The organism is Enterococcus sp. RTP21361st1_A6_RTP21361_211029 (genome assembly GCF_040910045.1).
Taxonomy (GTDB): domain Bacteria; phylum Bacillota; class Bacilli; order Lactobacillales; family Enterococcaceae; genus Enterococcus_D; species Enterococcus_D gallinarum.
In genome coordinates, this window is sequence record NZ_JBDGBK010000002.1 from 22,363 (window position 1) to 39,659 (window position 17,297).

Genomic DNA, 17,297 nt, shown 5'->3' on the forward strand with positions numbered 1-17,297 from the left:
TAGCTTTTTTTAAAGCTGGGATTATCATTCGCTTTCGATTTAGATATTTGTTAAAGTAAAGAAAAGAAGTGGAGGGGAATATTCAGATGGCAAAAATCATGGTAGTAGAAGATGAAGCAGTTATTCGCCAGCTGATCATCGAAGAACTTGAAAAATGGCAATTCGAAACATTTGGAACAACTGATTTTCATCAGGTTTTTGACGATTTTGAAGAGCAAGAACCGCAATTGATTTTGTTGGACATCAATTTACCGGTTTTTGACGGCTATTATTGGTGCCAGAAAATCAGAGAGACATCGAAAGTACCGATTATTTTTATATCAAGCCGTAATACGAATATGGATATGATCATGGCGATGAACATGGGGGCAGATGATTTCGTGACGAAGCCATTTGAGATCGATGTCTTGATTGCAAAAATCAATGCACTGCTGCGCCGTTCCTATAACTATGTCGAAAACAACAGCGAAACGCTGGTTCACAATGGGCTTACTTTGAATATCGACAACAGCAGCATGCAGATCAATGATGAAGTAATTGATTTAAGCAAAAATGAGTATCGATTATTATATATATTGATGAAGAATCACGGGAAGATCCTTAGTCGAGAAAAGCTGTTGCGAGCGCTCTGGGATGATGAACGTTTTGTTGACGACAATACATTGACTGTCAATATCAATCGCTTGCGTCGGAAGATTGAGCAAGCCGGTATGGATAATTACATCGAAACCAAAGTTGGACAAGGGTATATTGTGCCATGAACAAACCGATGTCATTCATTGCCTTCTTAAAAGACCGCTGGTTACTTCTGATTGGTTGGGTGATTTTTTTCTTGCTGATGATTCTAGTGATGTGGCTGACACCTGATTTCCCCATCGACTGGGGAACTGTTGGCTATCTTTTTTTGATGGAATCAGTCGTTCTACTGCTTTTTTTGGGCGTTTTTTATATTACTAAACGTCGTTTCTGGCAAAAGCTCACATTCCATGAGTCAGACAGTGTCTTACAAAACTATATTCATGGTGCGCGTTCATCAGAGGAAGAACTGGTTCAAAACTATATCAATCAGCTGATTCGCGAACACCAAGACTTGATGCAGCAAGTGATAAGCAATCAAGAAGAGCAAAAGGAATACATTGATTCTTGGGTCCATGAGATTAAAGTACCTTTGGCAGCGACGCGCTTACTGTTAAATTCGATTGAATTTGATATTCCAGATGAAAAGTATATTTTACTGGAAAACGAAGTGAATCGGATCAATGAGTATGTGGAACAAGTGCTGTATGTGGCACGTTTGGACAGTTTTTCCAAAGATTACCTTGTTCAAGAAGTGTCATTGAAAGCGACGATTCAGCCGGTTATTCGCAGTCAAGCCAACGTGTTCATTCAGAAGAATATTCACTATGCGATTAAAGGGGGAGACCAGCAAGTATTAACTGACGGCAAATGGCTGAGTTTTATTTTTCGGCAAATCCTCAGTAATGCATTGAAATATACTCCGGAAAATGGGCGAATCATTGTCCAAATCCAAAAAGATAGGCAAGGAACGCGTCTTTCGGTAGAAGATTCTGGAATCGGTATTCCGGCAGAAGATCTAAGGCGAGTCTTTGATAAGGGATTTACTGGTGAGAATGGTCGGAAGACTGATATGCACTCGACAGGGTTAGGGCTCTATTTAGCCAAGAATCTGGCCAAAGAATTAGGAATTGAGTTAACGATTTCATCGGTTGTAGGAGAAGGGACAACCGTCACGCTTTACTTCCCTCTGCTAAGCTACTATCAAGAAAATCGCTAATGATTTTTTGAGAAATACCATTTAGTTCTTGTCTCTATACCGTTTTCACTGATACACTGAACCTTGTGTGTCAAATTGAATGATAAGGATGGATAAGATGAGTATAGTATTTGCTTTAATACCGATGTTTGCCTGGGGCAGTATCGGATTGGTCAGTGGAAAATTAGGTGGGGATGCGAATCAACAGACATTAGGAATGACAATTGGTGCATTCCTTTTTTCACTGATTGTTTTCTTTGTCACTATGCCGACGATTGATGGCTGGATCGTAGTGATTGGTTTGCTGTCAGGACTTTGCTGGTCAGTTGGTCAAAATGGTCAATTTCATGGAATGAAATATCTGGGCGTTTCGGTGGGGCTTCCGTTATCTACTGGTATGCAATTGATCTTAAATACAATTGCTGGAGCCCTTTTTTTTGGCGAATGGACGCAATCACGAGACTATTTGTTGGGAATCACCGCATTGATTTTATTAGTAACTGGTGCCTATTTGACCGCACGACAAGACGGGGAACAAATGCCTGAGACAGAAAACAAGATGTTGGATTTTCCTAGAGGCTTTCGTTCGTTGATTTCCTCAACAATTGGCTATGGTGCTTACACAATCATTATTACTTGGGCGGGAATTGACCCATTGGCAATTATCTTGCCTCAGAGTATAGGCATGCTGATTGGCGCTAGTTTCTTTGCTCTAAGAAAAACCAAAGTCAATCGGGCGGTCTGGAAGAATACATTATCAGGATTGTTGTGGGGAATAGGAAATGTTTGTATGTTGATAACAGTTCAACAGATCGGACTGGCCGTGGGTTTCTCGCTGTCACAGATGGGGATTATTATCTCTACACTGGGAGGCATATTCTTATTAGGGGAGAAAAAAACCAAAAAAGAGTTCAAATATGTGGTTTTTGGTTGCTTGCTTGTTATTTTTGGTGGTATCCTTCTAGGGTATATGAAAGCTGCATAAGTAGTGAAATTTAGGAGGATTTATGGATTTATTTCGTAAAAAAACTATTGAAGCCAGTCCCGTTAGTCATTTGAAAAAAGATTTGAAATTGAAAGACTTGATCATGTTGGGTATTGGCGCAATCATCGGCACAGGGATTTTTGTTGTGACCGGCGCGGCTTCTGCTGTATATGCAGGGCCAGCATTGATCTTGTCATTTGTCTTAGCGGCTTTTGTCGTTATCTTATCAGGGCTCTCATTTGCGGAGTTTGCTTCCCGTATCCCTGTATTAGGCGGTGCCTATTCGTATGTGTATGTTGTATTTGGCGAATTTGTTGCATGGCTCGCTGGCTGGTTTCTGCTATGCGAGTTTATGTTGGCAGTATCTTCGGTGGCCTCTGGCTGGTCCGGTTATGTCCAAGGGTTCTTGACAAGTATCGGTGTGCATCTGCCAAAAGCGCTGACTGCTGGCTATAATCCTGGCGAAGGAACGTACATTGATCTGATTGCAGGATTAGTGATCATTTTTGTGACGATTTGGGTAAGTCAAGAAGCCAAAAAAGCCTTGCGATTGAACAATGCTATGGTTTGGGTCAAATTCGGGATCATTGCGCTTTTTATCTTTTTTGGGGTATTTTTTGTGAAGCCAAGCAACTGGCAGCCGTTCATGCCTTTCGGATTTTCGGGCGTCTTTAATGGGGCGGCACTTGTTTTCTTTGCTTTTTTGGGCTTTGATGCGGTCGCAATGGCTGCGGAAGAAGTTGAAAATCCGCAAAAAGATGTGCCCCGGGGAATTATCGGTTCAATTGCGATCGCTACCTTATTGTATATCGTGGTCACGCTGATTTTGACTGGAATCGTTCCCTTTAAAGAATTGAATGTCAATGATCCGGTAGCTTTTGCCATGCGATATATCGATCACGGCTTAGTTGGTTCGGTGATTTCGGTGGGTGCCATTTTAACGCTGCTGACAGTGACGATTTCCATGATGTACTCATTAGCACGTTTGCTTTATGCTATCAGTAAGGATGGCTTGTTGCCAAAATCATTGCAAAAAATTAATCCTAAGCATAAGACACCGAAAAAAGCGACTTATGCAGCTGGAGTCGTCGCCTTCTTTTTTGCCGCAGCTTTTCCATTGAATATTTTGGCAGAATTAACGAATATCGTGGCATTGGCCTACTTGATCTTAATGTCGTTGGGGATCATCAAGCTGCGTAAAATGATGGGCATGCCCAAAAAAGGGGAATTCAAGGTGCCGCTTGTGCCAGTCTTGCCATTAGTTTCTGTTGCTAGCTGTTTGTTCTTGATGACGCGATTGCAGACAGCCACTTGGATCGTTTTTGGTATTACGATCGTCATTGGTTTGCTGATCTATTTTATCTATGGGTACCGCAATAGTGCATTGAATGAAGAAAACCAGCAAGAGCGTTAGTGTTTGCTAACGCTCTTGTTTTTGTTCATGTCTTGGCAGGAAACCAAAAGTGATGACACTGTAAAAAACGAGCCCCTGAGAGATTCCCAGAGGCTCGTTCAGCTAATAGAAAACAGTATTGCGTCTGCCTGAATTATTTGTTTCCAGTCAAGTCTAACAAGCGATCTTTGAGGTCTTCTTCCAAGTGACCCAATTCCACTTCGGCCGCTCGGCGTTTTTCTTTTCCTTCTTTTTGGATACGCAATGTTTCCTGAATTGTTTCGACAAGATCGTTTTGCGTTTTTTGCAGCGTTTCGATATCAACGATTCCTCGTTCGTTTTCTTTAGCTGTTTCGATCGCAGAGACCTTCAGCATTTCAGAGTTCTTACGTAAGAGATCATTCGTTGTTTCCGAAACTTGGCGTTGTGCAGTAACCGCATCTTTTTGACGCAATAAAGTCAGTGCGATAACGACTTGGTTTTTCCATAAAGGAATCGCTGTATTGACAGATGCCTGAATCTTTTCTGCTAATGCTTGGTTGGTATTTTGAATCAAACGGATCTGTGGTGCTTGTTGGATCGTGATCTGACGGGCCAAGCGCAAGTCATGGGTCCGCTTATCTAAGCGATCCAAAAATTGCGTATAGTCATTGGCGATCTGTACATCCATCTGATCATTCGTTTCTTGTGCTTTTTTCATTGCTTCAGGAATAATCGTTGTTTGTAGTTCTTGCATTTTTAACTCACCGGCAGCAATATAGATATTCAATGCATCGAAGTAATCTTTGTTTTTTTGGTAAAGCTGTTCCAACATCAAATTGTCTTTTAACAGACCGTCTTTTTCTTTGTCTAATTTAACAGCGATTTTATCGATTTGAGCACCGATTTTTTGGTATTTAGCGGTGATCTCAAAAATCGATTGTTTGACTTTGCCAAACATCCGTTTGAAGAGATTGCCTTCTCCTGCACGTAATTCATCTGGATTAGCTTCTTGCAGACGATACATCAACTCTGTCAATGAATCACCGACAGGTCCGATATCTGCTGCTTGCACATGATTCAGCATCGATTGAGAGAATTCTCCCAGCTTGGTTTGAGCAGCTGCGCCATAGGTAATGACTGCTTGTTGGTCGGTTGGATCAATCTTATTCGCTAACTCTTGTGCCTGTGCTTGTCGCTCAGGTGGTAATTTATCAATTAAGCGAGAGGCTTTTTGTTGTTCTTGCAAGGCATTGATCTCTGCCTGCTGGGTTGTCGTCAATGTATCGACAGGGGTTGCAAATGGATTATTCAATAGATCATCAAGAGTATCGTTTACTGGTTTAACTTGATTTGGTGTCTCCGTCATTCTAACTCCTCCTAAGTCTTGTTTCGAAAAAAATCTAGCCTGGGCTAGATTTTTTTTTGGATCGCTTCATTCGAAGATCGAGCAAAGGAATCCATCCCTATTCATTATCTCGTTTTATGCTTTGTTTGGCAATGGATAACTCGATATCAAGATCATCTAAATCATCTGCCACAAACTGCTGATAATCTTTAGCGATCAACGAGGCCATTTGTTCAATGATTTGAGTGCTTTCTTCGATTTTTTCATAGGTTTCACGGCTTTTGATCTCATGTTCATTGATCTCAATGAATTTGTCTGTCAAATCAACCATGTTCGGCAAATGGGTGTAAAGAAAATGACTCGCCGAATGTAATTTCGTCGGTTCTTTGACCAACTCTTTGAACAGTGCTTTCGAAGCGCGTAATGCATCATGACGCAAGTCGATCGCTTTTAATTTATTGCTGCGGTTGATGTTTTTTTGTAAATGCTCGATCTGTTGTTTGGTTTGATTCATGGTTTCTCGGAACAGTTCGATTTCACTTGGAGACATACCGCTTTTCAAGTAATGCGCTTCTTTTTCTTTCGTCAGTATAGGTAACACATTGGGATTTGCTTCTACCTTACGCCCCTTCAGACCAATAAATACCAGAATCGCGCCAACGATCAGCAACAAGACAGTAAACAAATCAGTGCCTGTGGAACTGATAAAGGCAAAAAGTGTGATTACAGCGATCGCAGAAACGATCAGCCAAATATTTTTTTTCATTTTTCCTCCTCCTAAAATTCTTTGGACAAGTAATATAGGGATTGTTCGACATCCTTATTTTAGCATGTTCACTAGTAGAAAAATATCAGACTTGGGGTGGATTTTCCGATATTTAGTAAAATCATAATCTTTCTTGCTCTTTCTTAAGGAGATATTTTTGAGAAACTATGCTAAAGTATTTTGTAGAAAAGACGTTAAAGGTCAGGTGAAAAAATGTTAACCTATAAAGATTTTGAAGAAAAAACGATTGTCAGAAACGAGATTTTTCATGGAAAAATCATTGATGTCGTTGTTGATGATGTCGCATTACCAAATGGCGGTACTAGCAAACGAGAGTTGGTCTTTCATCCAGGCGGTGTTGCAGTGATCGCTGTGACAGAAGAAAATAAAATGATTTTTGTCCGCCAGTTTCGCAAGCCATTAGAGAAAGTCATTTTAGAGATTCCGGCAGGCAAGATCGATCCAGGAGAAGGTGCACAGCCCGAATTGACTGGTGCTCGTGAATTAGAAGAGGAAACCGGCTACCGAGCATCAACGTTGGAACATGTGCATTCGATGTATCTTTCCCCGGGCTTTGCTAATGAAGTGCTGCATTTGTTTCACGCGAAACAATTACAAAAAGTAGAGAACCCGCTGCCTCAAGATGAGGATGAAGTATTGGAAGTGTATGAATTGACAATGAAAGAAGCCAAAGCAGCAATCGCAGATGGAACGATCTGTGATGCAAAAACGATTTTTGCGATTCAGTTTTGGGAGCTTTTAGAATTGAAACGGAGGAACAGCCGTGCCTAAAGAACCACTGATCACCCGCTCTGAATTGCGTCGACGTCGTGAAGAAGAAATGGCTGCTTCTGAGCGAAACCAAAAGATCGTTGCTAAGCAAGCAAACAAAGAGTGGAAGCAAAAAGAAAAGCAAATCGACAATTATTATCGGAAAGTCCGTAAAAAAAATAAAGCGATCACTAAAACGAGAGCAGGAGAAAATCAGAAGTCCCGCAACTTGAATACTTTTTTGATCAAAGCAATCGTGGTAGTGGCATTGCTGCTGATCGTAGTTGCATTAGCGATCTTTTTGCTTTAAGGAACACGATTAATCGGGTTTAATTCGTTGATCAGCACATGTATCTAATCAAAAACCAGCACGCAGAGCATCAGCGCTCAGCATGCTGGTTTTTTTGTTTTATGGCTGGGATGGCTTAGCAGCGCTATATAGAAAAAGAGCAGCATCTTGCCCCATAAACAACTGTGGACCTTCAAAAAATGTTTCATAACTTACTGAATCAAAACCTACTGATTCTGCTAGTTGGAGCAGCGTGTCTTGCTCAAATCCATTGTGTACTTTAGGATGTGAGACGGATTGGTTTTTATTGAAATCAACGATGAACAAACGTCCGCCGGGTTTTAACAATTGATAAAGTTGCTGCAGTAAATGTTCTGTGTCGGGAATATGAAGCATTACCAGCGACAACAGAACGATATCTGCTTCTTCATGAATGGACTCCTTCGTTAAATCGTGGAGTGATCCAGAAACATTTGTCAGCCCTTGCTGGGTGACCTTCTGATCAACGATCGCCAGCATGCCCTCCGCAGTATCCCAAATCTGCAGTTGCTTGACTAAAGGGGCCAGCGGTAAACTAACAAGACCTGTTCCGCCGCCATAATCAATAAGAATTTGTTCACGGGCATTCATCAGTTGGGGTCTTACTGCTGCTGTAATCTTTTCAGCTAGAGCAATCCTTGGGGGTGTATCGTAATGGTCGGCCATTTTATTAAATATCTCAGACATAAAAACCTCCTTAATGGTCTGACAAAAAACTGTTCCTTTGAGTAAAACTAGTTTATCATAAAAGGAGAAAAAATGATCTTTTATTAAGATATAATGTATAGGATCGTCAGGAGGCTACAAGATGAAAATTGGTATTATCGGTGCAATGGATGAAGAAATCAAGATCTTGCGGGAAGCATTGGAAGCTCCCTTATCTTGGGAGCGAGCTGGAGCACTATTTATTTCCGGCAGTATCGGCAATCATGAAGTGATCGTTGTTCGATCTGGAATCGGGAAAGTTGCCGCTTCACTGACAACAAGTTTGCTGATTCAGCAATATGGGGTCAACATGGTGATCAATACTGGATCTGCTGGGGGAATCGGTGCTGGTTTAGCCGTCGGCGACCTTGTGATTTCAGAAAAACTAGCTTATTTCGATGTAGATGTTACTGGATTTGGGTATACATATGGGCAACTCCCAGGGGGAATGCCTTTGTATTTCGAGGCCAGTCGTTACTTGATCGGCGAAATGACCAAAGCCGCAGAAGCAACGAATCACAATGTAAAAAATGGCTTGATCGTAACAGGGGACAGCTTTATCAATGACGGACGTAAAGTACAAGAAATCCTAAGGCACTTCCCAGATGCTTTGGCTTGCGAGATGGAAGGTGCTGCGATCGCCCAAACAGCGAAGCAATTCAATATTCCTTTCCTTGTCGTAAGAGCCATCAGTGACACTGCGGATCATGCTGCAACAGTTTCCTTTGACGAATTCATTTTGGAAGCCGGCAAGCGCTCTGCAGAAATGGTGCTCGCCTTTGTTAAAAAGCTGAAATAAAATTGGAGGAGATCACAAATGAACGCATTACTCTCAATTGATTATACGGTCGATTTTGTAGCTGATACTGGTCGTTTGACGACCGGTCAAGCGGGTCAAGCGATTGAAACAACATTAGTAGATCATACCCAACGATTTATCGATCAAGGGGATTTTGTTGTCTTTGCCATTGATCGCCATGAAGCAGAAGATCCTTATCATCCAGAAAATCAGTTGTTTCCTCCTCATAATCTGGCAGGGTCAGAGGGACGGAATCTCTACGGGACACTAGCTGTAGTGTATGAAGATCACAAAGAAAAAGAAAATGTTTACTGGATCGATAAGCGCCACTACTCGGCGTTTAGTGGGACAGATCTTGACATTCGTTTACGGGAATGGGGCATTACTGCACTTTATTTGACTGGTGTCTGTACAGATATCTGTATCTTGCATACGGCTGTCGATGCGTATAACCTTGGGTATCGATTATTTATTTTCAAAGATGCTGTCGCAAGTTTCGATCCAGTCGGTCATGAATGGGCGTTGCGCCACTTTGAGCAGACATTAGGGGCTACTATTCTTTAAAAAAAGGAGCTGAGTGTAATGGGATTTATGGATCAATTAAAAGAACAGTTTAGTTTCAGTGAATTGACAGGATTGTATCAGTCCTATAAAAGCGGTGAATTGGATGTTGACAAGATTTCGAATGATACGTTCATGCAAAAGTATACCGATTTTGAAAATGTGGAAGCATTGATGACAAAACTAGGCATTCAAGATAAAGATCAACTCATGGACTTTATGAAAGATAGAAGCAACCGGTATCATGCTGACCAAGTCGTAAAGGACCATTCCCAATTTGATTCTCTAATCGAAATGATCAAAAAAGCACTAGGAAAATAAAATCACCGCCCCCGAAAAGTTAGCAGCAAACAGCTAACTTTTCGGGGGCGGTCTTAATATTGTATCTTTTGATGAAGGTGACGGCTGATTGTATTTCTGAACTACTTTGGCTAATGATGTGAGGTGAATCCTCTTTTTTTAGAAAAGTTGCATCAACAAATGGACCAATGATTCATAACCAAACAGTTCGTAACAAATGCCTCGTAGCAAGCTGTATCTTACCAGATTTGAACACGGTCTTCAGGAGCCCGGTACATGCCATCTCCCGGTTCAATACCGAAAGTAGTGAAGAAGGAATCGATGTTTTGAACTTGGATGTTGGCCCGTAACTTGGCAGGGCCATGAACATCAATGGCCAGCAGCAACTGTTGATATTGTTCTTTGGCTTTTGTGCGCCAAATTTTTGCCCAATTGATAAAGAAGTCTTCTAGTGAGACGTCAGTTTCTTTTTCTGCTGCTTCTAGTGCACAGCTTAATCCACCAGCATCGGCAATATTTTCCGATACTGTCAAGGTGCCATTGACAGTTCCACCAGCAAATGGCAAGCCGTCGAATTCATTGATCATTTCTTGAGCCAATGTCTCAAAATGGGCCAGGTCCTCTGCTGTCCACCAATTATTCAGGTTGCCGAATTCGTCAAATTTGGCTCCGTTATTATCAAACGCATGGGAAATCTCATGAGCGATCACTGCACCGATCCCACCATAATTGGCACTTGCTGATTGAGAAAGACTGTAAAATGGTGCTTGTAAAATAGCTGCTGGGAAGACGATCACATTCTTGAAAGGATGATAGTAGGCATTGACTGTTGCTGCAGACATTTCCCACTCCTCGCGATCGACCGGTTTTTGCCATTTGCTAAAAAGATCTTCCCGGAAGATACGTCCAAAACGTAGTGCATTTTGTAACAATGATGCATCAGGGTCTGTGTGCAGTCGATCATAGATGGCTGGGATTTTGTCTGGATAACCGACATGGATTCCTAGTTTATTTAATTTAATGATTGCTTTTTGTTTGGTATGCTCGCTGAGCCAAGTATTGCTGGTCAAACGATCTTGATAGACGCCGATCATCGTTTCCACCATATGTTTTACATCATTTTTTGCTTTTTCACCAAAATACTTGCGACCATAATAATCACCGACGACTTGACTAAATTGGCCAATCGTCAGATAATAGGCGGCTTTTTCTTTAGGCATCGCTTCATCAACGCCAGAGAGGTACCGATTGTAGGCTCCGCCGAGTTGGCGTAGTTCTTCACTAAGATATCCAGTGTAGCGCAAACTTTGATGAACGATCATCCAGCTTTTCAATAAATCAAAGTGGGTAGGAGAGACAATGATATCGAATGCCTCAAAGTACTCAGGCTCAGTCACGATCAGCTCTTTTGGTTCGGCATTTAATAAAGCGGTTAATGTCTTTTTGAAGTCGAGTTGCGCCGAATGCTGTGCAAAGGTATCTAGACTTTGCGGATTGTAATTTTTGCTGTAATCGGCATTTTCTTCTGCACTGCGAACATGAGGAGCAATCAATTTATCAAAAGCCAGTGTTTGTTCTACCAGCGACTCTGCTTCGGATTGTGATTTCCCTAATTTCGTTAAGAGCGCAACAGCATTGTCGAAGAAAACTTGTAGTAACTCTTCTGCCTGCGGGTGGTCAGTATAATATGTTTTGTCAGGCAAGATCGTTGCTGGCGGATAGGCCAACAGTGTATTCATTTTCGCGTTTTTCATATCGGAGTCGATATCGAAAGCAAATGGTAGTTGGATGCCGTTAAGAATGAATTCAGGTAGCTGTGCATTTAACTCGTCATAAGACGCAAGGGTTTCGATTTTTGCCAAAATCGGCAAAACTTCTTGACCTGCGTTTTCATCACGGGTAGCAAAATCGCTTGCTAAGCGATAGAAAGCAACGGCGTCTTTCATTTTTCCTTTAGGAATTGCTAAAGGATCTGCCGCCATATTCTTGAACTCAGCCATCATCAACTGATCGATTCCGTCTACCAGATCTTGAAAACCTCCAGTTGCCGGTTTATCCGCAGGGATCACCGCTGATTCCAACCAATCGCCATTCACATAATCATAAAAATCATCTTTTAATAATGTTGTCATATGCTTCGCTCCTTTTTATGCTTTCTCCTATTATGGAACAAAATTTTCCAGTACGCAAAAAAAGTTTGTTTTTTTCTTAACGAAAAAGTTCCTTAGTGTCTAAACCGGCTAATTCCCGTGGTACTATTAAGATATACTTTGGTAAGGAGGAATGGCGATGGAAGAAAGAGAGAACATAGATACTTGGCAGGGAATACCAGAAGAACGATTCCGCCGCTACAAATCTTGGGTAACACCTTCCGGCTATTTGTGCGGAACTTATGCTGCCACCGTGTTTTTGGCTTATTATCAAGATTATATCGATGAGCAGATCATCCCTAAAACAGTGAGAAGGAAAAATCAGCTGCAGCCGGGCGCACTGACTGACATCTTGCGGCTCTTGATTCAACCTCATGGATTGCCAACGATTGCTTGGCAGGTGGCTCATGGACTATCACGCTTTTTCACTCATTTTGATCTACCTTATCGGGGGCGTGCCACAGTTTTCGGCGGCTGGCAGCGAGCCTGCAAACGGATCGATCAAGGCAAACCGGTGATCGTTGGTCTCTTGAAGCCTTTAGGAAGTACCTACGGCAATCACTGGGTAGTCGCATATGCTTATTTAGAAACAGAGACCGGACGTTATCTAAAAGTTCATGACAACTGGGGGAATTACAATCAAGTGATTCCAGCCAGCTGGATTAACGGAACTGTCTCGTTACCTTAAATTAATTTAATGAAAAAAGCACCTATAATGTGCTAGAATAAAAGAAACAATTCACTTCACTTGGAGGCAGACATGGGCGAAAGTTATAAAGATAGTTCATTGAAGATTTTCAGTTTGAACGGTAACAGACCGTTAGCCGAGAAAATTGCAAAAGTTTTCGGTACAGAGTTAGGTAAGTCAAAAGTAACACAATTTAGTGATGGAGAGATCGCGATCAATATTGAGGAAAGTGTTCGTGGCGATCATATTTTTATCATTCAATCAACCAATGAACCAGTCAATGATCACTATCTTGAATTGTTGATCATGATCGATGCCATGAAACGTGCAAGTGCCAAAACGATTAATGTGGTTTTACCGTACTATGCGTATGCAAGACAAGACCGGACGGCAAATCCTCATGAACCGATCACGGCAAAATTGATTGCCAATATGTTAGTGGAAGCTGGGGCGACACGGATCTTGACATTGGATCTGCATGCCGTGCAGGTGCAAGGCTTCTTTGATATTCCTGTTGATAATCTATTTACGATTCCGCTTTTCGCGCATTATTATCGCGAGAAAAAAATGATCGGAGACGAATATGTCGTTGTCTCTCCCAAAAATAGCGGAGTTCAGCGGACCCGCAGTTTAGCCGAATATTTAGATACAGCGATTGCGATCGTTGATCAAGATGAGGCAGATGGTGGCTATGTGATTGGAGATGTTGCCGGCAAAAAATGTATTTTAGTAGATGATATTTTGAATACAGGCAAAACATTGTCAAAGGCAGCAGATTTGCTAAAAGAAGCAGGAGCTAGTGAGATTTATGCGTGCGTCTCTCATGCGTTATTGTCACCACCAGCCAAAGACATTCTTGATCAATCTGTCATCGAAAACATTTGTGTCACAGATTCTTGTTGGACTGCCGAAGAACGGCATCCAGAACGGTTGTCTTACCTTTCTTGTGCAGAACTGATGGGCGAGGCTGTCAAACGAATCCACGAAAATACACCGATGAGTCCCCTGTTTCGGTTAGAAAGCAAAGAATACAAATAAGAAGCAAGAGAGTTCGGTTATTCTGGACTTTCTTGCTTCTTATTTGTCATGAGACAGTGCAATTTATGCTAAGTTATTGAGGTTCAAGACAGTCTCTCGTTTAATCAGCTTATGCGGGACGACAAGCTGAACCGCATTTGAACCTTCATGGTTTAATTGTGCCATCAAGCTTTCTGTGGCGATTTTTCCTAAGGATAAGACGTTGATGTCAATGCTGGTCAAGTAAGGATGGGTCAATGTAGCAAAAATCGAGTTATTAAAGCTGATCACAGATAGATCATCCGGAACTTTATACCCGAACATCGTTGCCAGTTGGATGATCCGAACTGCAAAAAGATCATCGATTACTACGATTGCCGTTGCTTCGGTCTCTTTGATCGTTGTCTCGAAATTGACATAGTCTTCTGCCTGTTCAAATGTCAATGCCGGATAAAAAGGCAGGTTGGCTAGCATCATTGCTTTTTGATAGCCAAAGAAACGTTCGAAATAGAGATTTTCGTGAGTTGTATTCGTAGCAAACAATATCTTAGAGTGTCCTTGGGAGATCAGATACTCTGTCGCTTGTTTTCCCAGCATTTGGTTGTCATTATCAACAAAAACGATATTTTGTTCATTGCTGTAAGGATGTCCAATCAATGTGAAAGGAACTTTTTTACGAACTAAATAATCAATGATTGGATCTTTTTCATCGGAATAGACTAAGATAAAACCATCCACTTGTTTTTGAAGGTGCATACGTTCCACATTTTTCAATAATGTATCAAAATCACGGGCAGAGGCAACCGCAACCGTCATTTGGTGGTGGCGAGCTTCTTCGTTGATGGCTTCGATCGTTTCTAAATAGAAAGGATTTCCTAGCCGTTCCTTTGAATCCAAAGGCGGCAAGATAACACCGATCGCGCTTGAAATCTGCTTGCCTAGATTTCGCGCAGCCAAATTTGGCACGTAGCCCATCTCAGCCATGATTTTGCGTACTTTCTTTTTTGTGTCTTCAGAGATACTAGGGTGATCATTCACGACCCGAGAAACAGTTGAAGTAGCGACGCCGGCTTTTTTGGCGACATCTTTGACAGTTACGCTCACTGTTTTCCCTCCTTTTTTAGCTTATAGTATCATAAAGTTGTGTTATTTTGGTAGCCGGAAAGAAAAGAAAGAAGAAATGCCTTCATTTCTTCTTTCTTGGTTTCTGATCAATAATTAAGCAATAGTTACTGAGACTTCTTCTTCCAACAGATGCTCTTTTCCATAAAGCTGAACCGTCAATGGCTCACCACTGATTTTCTTTAGTGTGACAGTTTCTTCTTTAACAGAAATGAATAATAAGCGTCCGCGATAATTGATATGGAAAGCATAGCTGTTCCAAGTCTTCGGTAGAAACGGGGCAAAACCTAGATGGGCATGGTCCGTCTTCATTTGGGCAAATCCTTGAACGATCGCTAACCAACTGCCAGTCATTGAAGTGATATGCAAACCATCGTCGGTATCATTGTTGTAGTTATCCAAATCTAGCCGAGCCGTTCGTTCATACATTTCCAGTGCTTTTTCTTCCATTCCCAGCTCGGCTGCTAAGATGGCATGGATACTAGGAGACAGGGAAGACTCGTGCACTGTCATTGGTTCATAGAAGTCAAAGTTGTTTCGTTTTTCCTCTTCTGTAAATTGATCCCCAAAGAAATAGATTCCTTGTAAGACATCCGCTTGTTTGATAAAGCAAGAGCGCAAGATTCGGTCCCATGACCAATTTTGATTCAATGGCAAGTTTTCTGGATCTAAATCAGTGACTGGCATCAAATCTTTGTCTAAGAAGGTATCGTGCTGAACGAAAATTCCTAAGTCTTGATCTTCTGGGAAATACATATTGTCAATGATATCCTGCCAGTAGTCTTGCTCTTTTTCTGGGATCGTTACGGTTGCTTCTGTGGCATATTCTTTATAACTTTGTAAAGTATAGCTCAAGACCCAGGTAGCCATCTTGTTCGTATACCAGTTATTGTTGATGTTATTCTCATATTCGTTGGGGCCGGTAACGCCATGGATCATATATTTTTGCTGACGTTTGGAATAATGGACACGATCTGCCCAGAAACGAGCGATGGCCGTTAATACTTCCAAGCCTTCTTTTTTCAGATAGCTCGTATCACCTGTGTAATTCGTGTAGTTATAGATGGCATAAGCGATTGCACCATTTCGATGGATCTCTTCAAAGGTGATTTCCCATTCATTGTGGCATTCGATCCCTGTAAATGTCACCATAGGATAAAGCGCGCCAGCCAAGCCTTGTTTTTGCGCATTGATATGGGCTTGCGGCAATTGATTGTGGCGATATTTCAACAAATTCCGAGTGATTTCTGGTTTCGCTAATGCCAAATAAAGAGGCACAGCATAGGCTTCTGTATCCCAATAAGTAGCGCCACCGTATTTTTCACCGGTAAATCCTTTAGGTCCAATATTTAAACGTTCATCTTCTCCATAATAAGTCGAGAAGAGTTGGAATAAATTGAAACGAATTCCTTGTTGCGCAGCAGCATCGCCTTCGATGATCACATCAGCTAGTGCCCAGCGGTCTTTCCAAGCATTGACTTGTTCTTGCCGTAAGTCTTCGTAAGGTGCGCTGTACACTTGGAAAAGCTCTGCAATTTTTGTTACTTGATCATGAGGATTGACATCACGACTGGTAACGATAATCACGTCTTTTTGTAAATGAAAGACAGCTCCTGTTTCTCCTGTAAAAGTAAACGCGTCAGCAATCGTCAATTCACTCGTCTCTGTGGATGCTGGCTCTTGACTATGACGCATTGCGGCAGTGACCGTGAATTGCTCAATGTCAAAGTTGTTTTCAATGGTACGGGTGGTCAGATAACGATAGTTGCCTGAGCTGCCGTGGTCTAATTCTTCCCAGAAGCGTTCTTCGTAATTACTATCTTCATTGCGGACATTATTGTCTAGTTTAGAAATGACTGTGATTTCTGCTGATCCTTCAAGGATTTCTGCCTGCATCGTGATTACCGCCATTTCTCGCTTGACGATACTTAAAAAGCGCTCAAAAGTAAATTTGACAGTTGCGCCAGCTAATGAAACTGTAAATGTCCGGCGTAAAATTCCTGTTTGCATATCCAGTTCCATATAAAAATCGCTCGGACTGATTTTCGCAAGATCAACAGCCTGATTGTTGATGAAAAGATCCATTGCAATGAAGTTAACAGCATTGATCACTTTTCCAAAATAATCCGGATAGCCATTTTTCCACCAGCCAACACGAGTTTTGTCTGGATACCAGACCCCTGCCAGATAAGTCCCTAGATGGTGATCGCCACTATATTGTTCTTCAAAATTACCCCGCATCCCCATGTAGCCATTTCCAATACTTGTAAGCGACTCTTGTAGTCGGCGATTTTCTTTATCTAAAGTAGTTGTTGCGATTTTCCAAGGATCGATATCGAACAAACGCTGGATTTTTTTCATAGGTTTTTCCTCCAAAATCTTTTTGATAACTCTATAATAAATGCAAACGATTGCGTTAGTCAAGCGTAAATCATTGGTTTCTATGCTTTTTTAAATAGAAGTGTGACAAAGAGCTGTTTTTGCGCATTTTTGTAAATTAATGGCTGAGGAGAATGTAAATTGAAATTTCTCGGTTTACAAAATTTTCAATCTCCGCTACAATGTGATTATTAAGAAACCGATTGCGTAAAACGGTGGAGGAGGAAGAAAG

17 protein-coding genes are annotated in these 17,297 nt (G+C 41.6%); 11 read left to right on the forward strand and 6 right to left on the reverse strand.

The features are described from left to right. Positions 1–86: 86 nt before the first annotated feature. The 4 genes from AB5Z52_RS00490 (at position 87) to AB5Z52_RS00505 (ending at position 4,173) form a co-directional block, all read left to right on the forward strand. On the forward strand, positions 87–761 hold the full coding sequence (locus AB5Z52_RS00490; protein WP_003128479.1) for a response regulator transcription factor: 675 nt from the start codon (positions 87–89) through the stop codon (positions 759–761). Positions 762–769: 8 nt separating this feature from the next. Next, positions 770–1,795, forward strand: coding sequence for a HAMP domain-containing sensor histidine kinase (locus AB5Z52_RS00495; protein ID WP_288551400.1), 1,026 nt, complete (start codon positions 770–772; stop codon positions 1,793–1,795). A 97-nt stretch (positions 1,796–1,892) separates the two neighbouring features. After that, complete coding sequence (locus tag AB5Z52_RS00500) at positions 1,893–2,759, forward strand: GRP family sugar transporter (RefSeq protein WP_003128481.1); 867 nt, start codon at positions 1,893–1,895, stop codon at positions 2,757–2,759. 22 nt (positions 2,760–2,781) lie between these two features. Beyond that, a complete protein-coding gene (locus AB5Z52_RS00505; RefSeq protein ID WP_029487307.1) occupies positions 2,782–4,173 on the forward strand; it encodes an APC family permease in 1,392 nt (463 codons plus the stop codon). A gap of 133 nt (positions 4,174–4,306) precedes the next feature. Here the strand turns inward: AB5Z52_RS00505 and AB5Z52_RS00510 are convergent, their stop codons facing one another. Both AB5Z52_RS00510 and AB5Z52_RS00515 read right to left on the reverse strand, forming a co-directional pair. Beyond that, the gene (locus AB5Z52_RS00510) at positions 4,307–5,500 is read right to left on the reverse strand and encodes a toxic anion resistance protein (RefSeq protein ID WP_003128483.1); all 1,194 of its coding nucleotides are present in this window, start codon (positions 5,498–5,500) and stop codon (positions 4,307–4,309) included. 97 nt (positions 5,501–5,597) lie between these two features. Next, positions 5,598–6,245: a 5-bromo-4-chloroindolyl phosphate hydrolysis family protein gene (locus AB5Z52_RS00515; protein ID WP_003128484.1), complete on the reverse strand. Its 648-nt coding sequence runs from the start codon at positions 6,243–6,245 to the stop codon at positions 5,598–5,600. Between the two features lie 213 nt (positions 6,246–6,458). Here AB5Z52_RS00515 and AB5Z52_RS00520 point away from each other — a divergent pair, with 213 nt between their 5' ends. Next, positions 6,459–7,037: an NUDIX hydrolase gene (locus AB5Z52_RS00520; RefSeq protein WP_003128485.1), complete on the forward strand. Its 579-nt coding sequence runs from the start codon at positions 6,459–6,461 to the stop codon at positions 7,035–7,037. Next, positions 7,030–7,326, forward strand: coding sequence for a cell wall synthase accessory phosphoprotein MacP (macP, locus tag AB5Z52_RS00525; RefSeq protein WP_137264501.1), 297 nt, complete (start codon positions 7,030–7,032; stop codon positions 7,324–7,326). The genes AB5Z52_RS00520 and macP overlap by 8 nt, the downstream gene beginning before the upstream one ends. Positions 7,327–7,425: 99 nt before the next feature. Here the strand turns inward: macP and AB5Z52_RS00530 are convergent, their stop codons facing one another. Then, a complete protein-coding gene (locus AB5Z52_RS00530; RefSeq protein WP_306297876.1) occupies positions 7,426–8,130 on the reverse strand; it encodes a class I SAM-dependent methyltransferase in 705 nt (234 codons plus the stop codon). Between the two features lie 22 nt (positions 8,131–8,152). Between AB5Z52_RS00530 and AB5Z52_RS00535 the strand changes: the two genes are divergently transcribed. From AB5Z52_RS00535 to AB5Z52_RS00545, 3 genes are read left to right on the forward strand one after another with little or no spacing between them, the layout of a single operon-like run. Then, positions 8,153–8,848 (forward strand): 5'-methylthioadenosine/adenosylhomocysteine nucleosidase, encoded by a 696-nt coding sequence (locus AB5Z52_RS00535; RefSeq protein WP_003128490.1) that lies wholly within the window; start codon positions 8,153–8,155, stop codon positions 8,846–8,848. Positions 8,849–8,866: 18 nt separating this feature from the next. Then, a complete protein-coding gene (locus tag AB5Z52_RS00540; RefSeq protein ID WP_137264502.1) occupies positions 8,867–9,412 on the forward strand; it encodes a cysteine hydrolase family protein in 546 nt (181 codons plus the stop codon). A gap of 18 nt (positions 9,413–9,430) precedes the next feature. Beyond that, positions 9,431–9,730: a hypothetical protein gene (locus AB5Z52_RS00545; protein ID WP_288551390.1), complete on the forward strand. Its 300-nt coding sequence runs from the start codon at positions 9,431–9,433 to the stop codon at positions 9,728–9,730. Between the two features lie 218 nt (positions 9,731–9,948). Here the strand turns inward: AB5Z52_RS00545 and AB5Z52_RS00550 are convergent, their stop codons facing one another. Further along, positions 9,949–11,841, reverse strand: coding sequence for a M13 family metallopeptidase (locus AB5Z52_RS00550; RefSeq protein ID WP_368243115.1), 1,893 nt, complete (start codon positions 11,839–11,841; stop codon positions 9,949–9,951). A 157-nt stretch (positions 11,842–11,998) separates the two neighbouring features. Between AB5Z52_RS00550 and AB5Z52_RS00555 the strand changes: the two genes are divergently transcribed. Both AB5Z52_RS00555 and AB5Z52_RS00560 read left to right on the forward strand, forming a co-directional pair. Next, the gene (locus AB5Z52_RS00555; RefSeq protein WP_005472825.1) at positions 11,999–12,547 is read left to right on the forward strand and encodes a C39 family peptidase; all 549 of its coding nucleotides are present in this window, start codon (positions 11,999–12,001) and stop codon (positions 12,545–12,547) included. A gap of 72 nt (positions 12,548–12,619) precedes the next feature. Then, entirely contained in the window at positions 12,620–13,585 is a 966-nt protein-coding gene (locus tag AB5Z52_RS00560; protein ID WP_005472824.1) for a ribose-phosphate diphosphokinase, read from the forward strand. A gap of 63 nt (positions 13,586–13,648) precedes the next feature. Here the strand turns inward: AB5Z52_RS00560 and AB5Z52_RS00565 are convergent, their stop codons facing one another. Continuing rightward, entirely contained in the window at positions 13,649–14,668 is a 1,020-nt protein-coding gene (locus AB5Z52_RS00565; RefSeq protein WP_003128498.1) for a LacI family DNA-binding transcriptional regulator, read from the reverse strand. A gap of 114 nt (positions 14,669–14,782) precedes the next feature. Next, positions 14,783–17,047, reverse strand: a complete 2,265-nt coding sequence (locus AB5Z52_RS00570; protein WP_005472823.1) for a glycoside hydrolase family 65 protein — start codon at positions 17,045–17,047, stop codon at positions 14,783–14,785. Positions 17,048–17,297 lie beyond the last annotated feature (250 nt).

What these genes read in the sequence shown, in the direction of transcription:
- AB5Z52_RS00490 (WP_003128479.1), top strand. Translation starts at nt 87, where the DNA reads ATGGCAAAAATCATGGTAGTAGAAGATGAAGCAGTTATTCGCCAGCTG.
- AB5Z52_RS00495 (WP_288551400.1), top strand. Translation starts at nt 770, where the DNA reads ATGTCATTCATTGCCTTCTTAAAAGACCGCTGGTTACTTCTGATTGGT.
- AB5Z52_RS00500 (WP_003128481.1), top strand. Translation starts at nt 1,893, where the DNA reads ATGAGTATAGTATTTGCTTTAATACCGATGTTTGCCTGGGGCAGTATC.
- AB5Z52_RS00505 (WP_029487307.1), top strand. Translation starts at nt 2,782, where the DNA reads ATGGATTTATTTCGTAAAAAAACTATTGAAGCCAGTCCCGTTAGTCAT.
- AB5Z52_RS00510 (WP_003128483.1), bottom strand. Translation starts at nt 5,500, where the DNA reads ATGACGGAGACACCAAATCAAGTTAAACCAGTAAACGATACTCTTGAT.
- AB5Z52_RS00515 (WP_003128484.1), bottom strand. Translation starts at nt 6,245, where the DNA reads ATGAAAAAAAATATTTGGCTGATCGTTTCTGCGATCGCTGTAATCACA.
- AB5Z52_RS00520 (WP_003128485.1), top strand. Translation starts at nt 6,459, where the DNA reads ATGTTAACCTATAAAGATTTTGAAGAAAAAACGATTGTCAGAAACGAG.
- AB5Z52_RS00535 (WP_003128490.1), top strand. Translation starts at nt 8,153, where the DNA reads ATGAAAATTGGTATTATCGGTGCAATGGATGAAGAAATCAAGATCTTG.
- AB5Z52_RS00540 (WP_137264502.1), top strand. Translation starts at nt 8,867, where the DNA reads ATGAACGCATTACTCTCAATTGATTATACGGTCGATTTTGTAGCTGAT.
- AB5Z52_RS00545 (WP_288551390.1), top strand. Translation starts at nt 9,431, where the DNA reads ATGGGATTTATGGATCAATTAAAAGAACAGTTTAGTTTCAGTGAATTG.
- AB5Z52_RS00550 (WP_368243115.1), bottom strand. Translation starts at nt 11,841, where the DNA reads ATGACAACATTATTAAAAGATGATTTTTATGATTATGTGAATGGCGAT.
- AB5Z52_RS00555 (WP_005472825.1), top strand. Translation starts at nt 11,999, where the DNA reads ATGGAAGAAAGAGAGAACATAGATACTTGGCAGGGAATACCAGAAGAA.
- AB5Z52_RS00560 (WP_005472824.1), top strand. Translation starts at nt 12,620, where the DNA reads ATGGGCGAAAGTTATAAAGATAGTTCATTGAAGATTTTCAGTTTGAAC.
- AB5Z52_RS00570 (WP_005472823.1), bottom strand. Translation starts at nt 17,047, where the DNA reads ATGAAAAAAATCCAGCGTTTGTTCGATATCGATCCTTGGAAAATCGCA.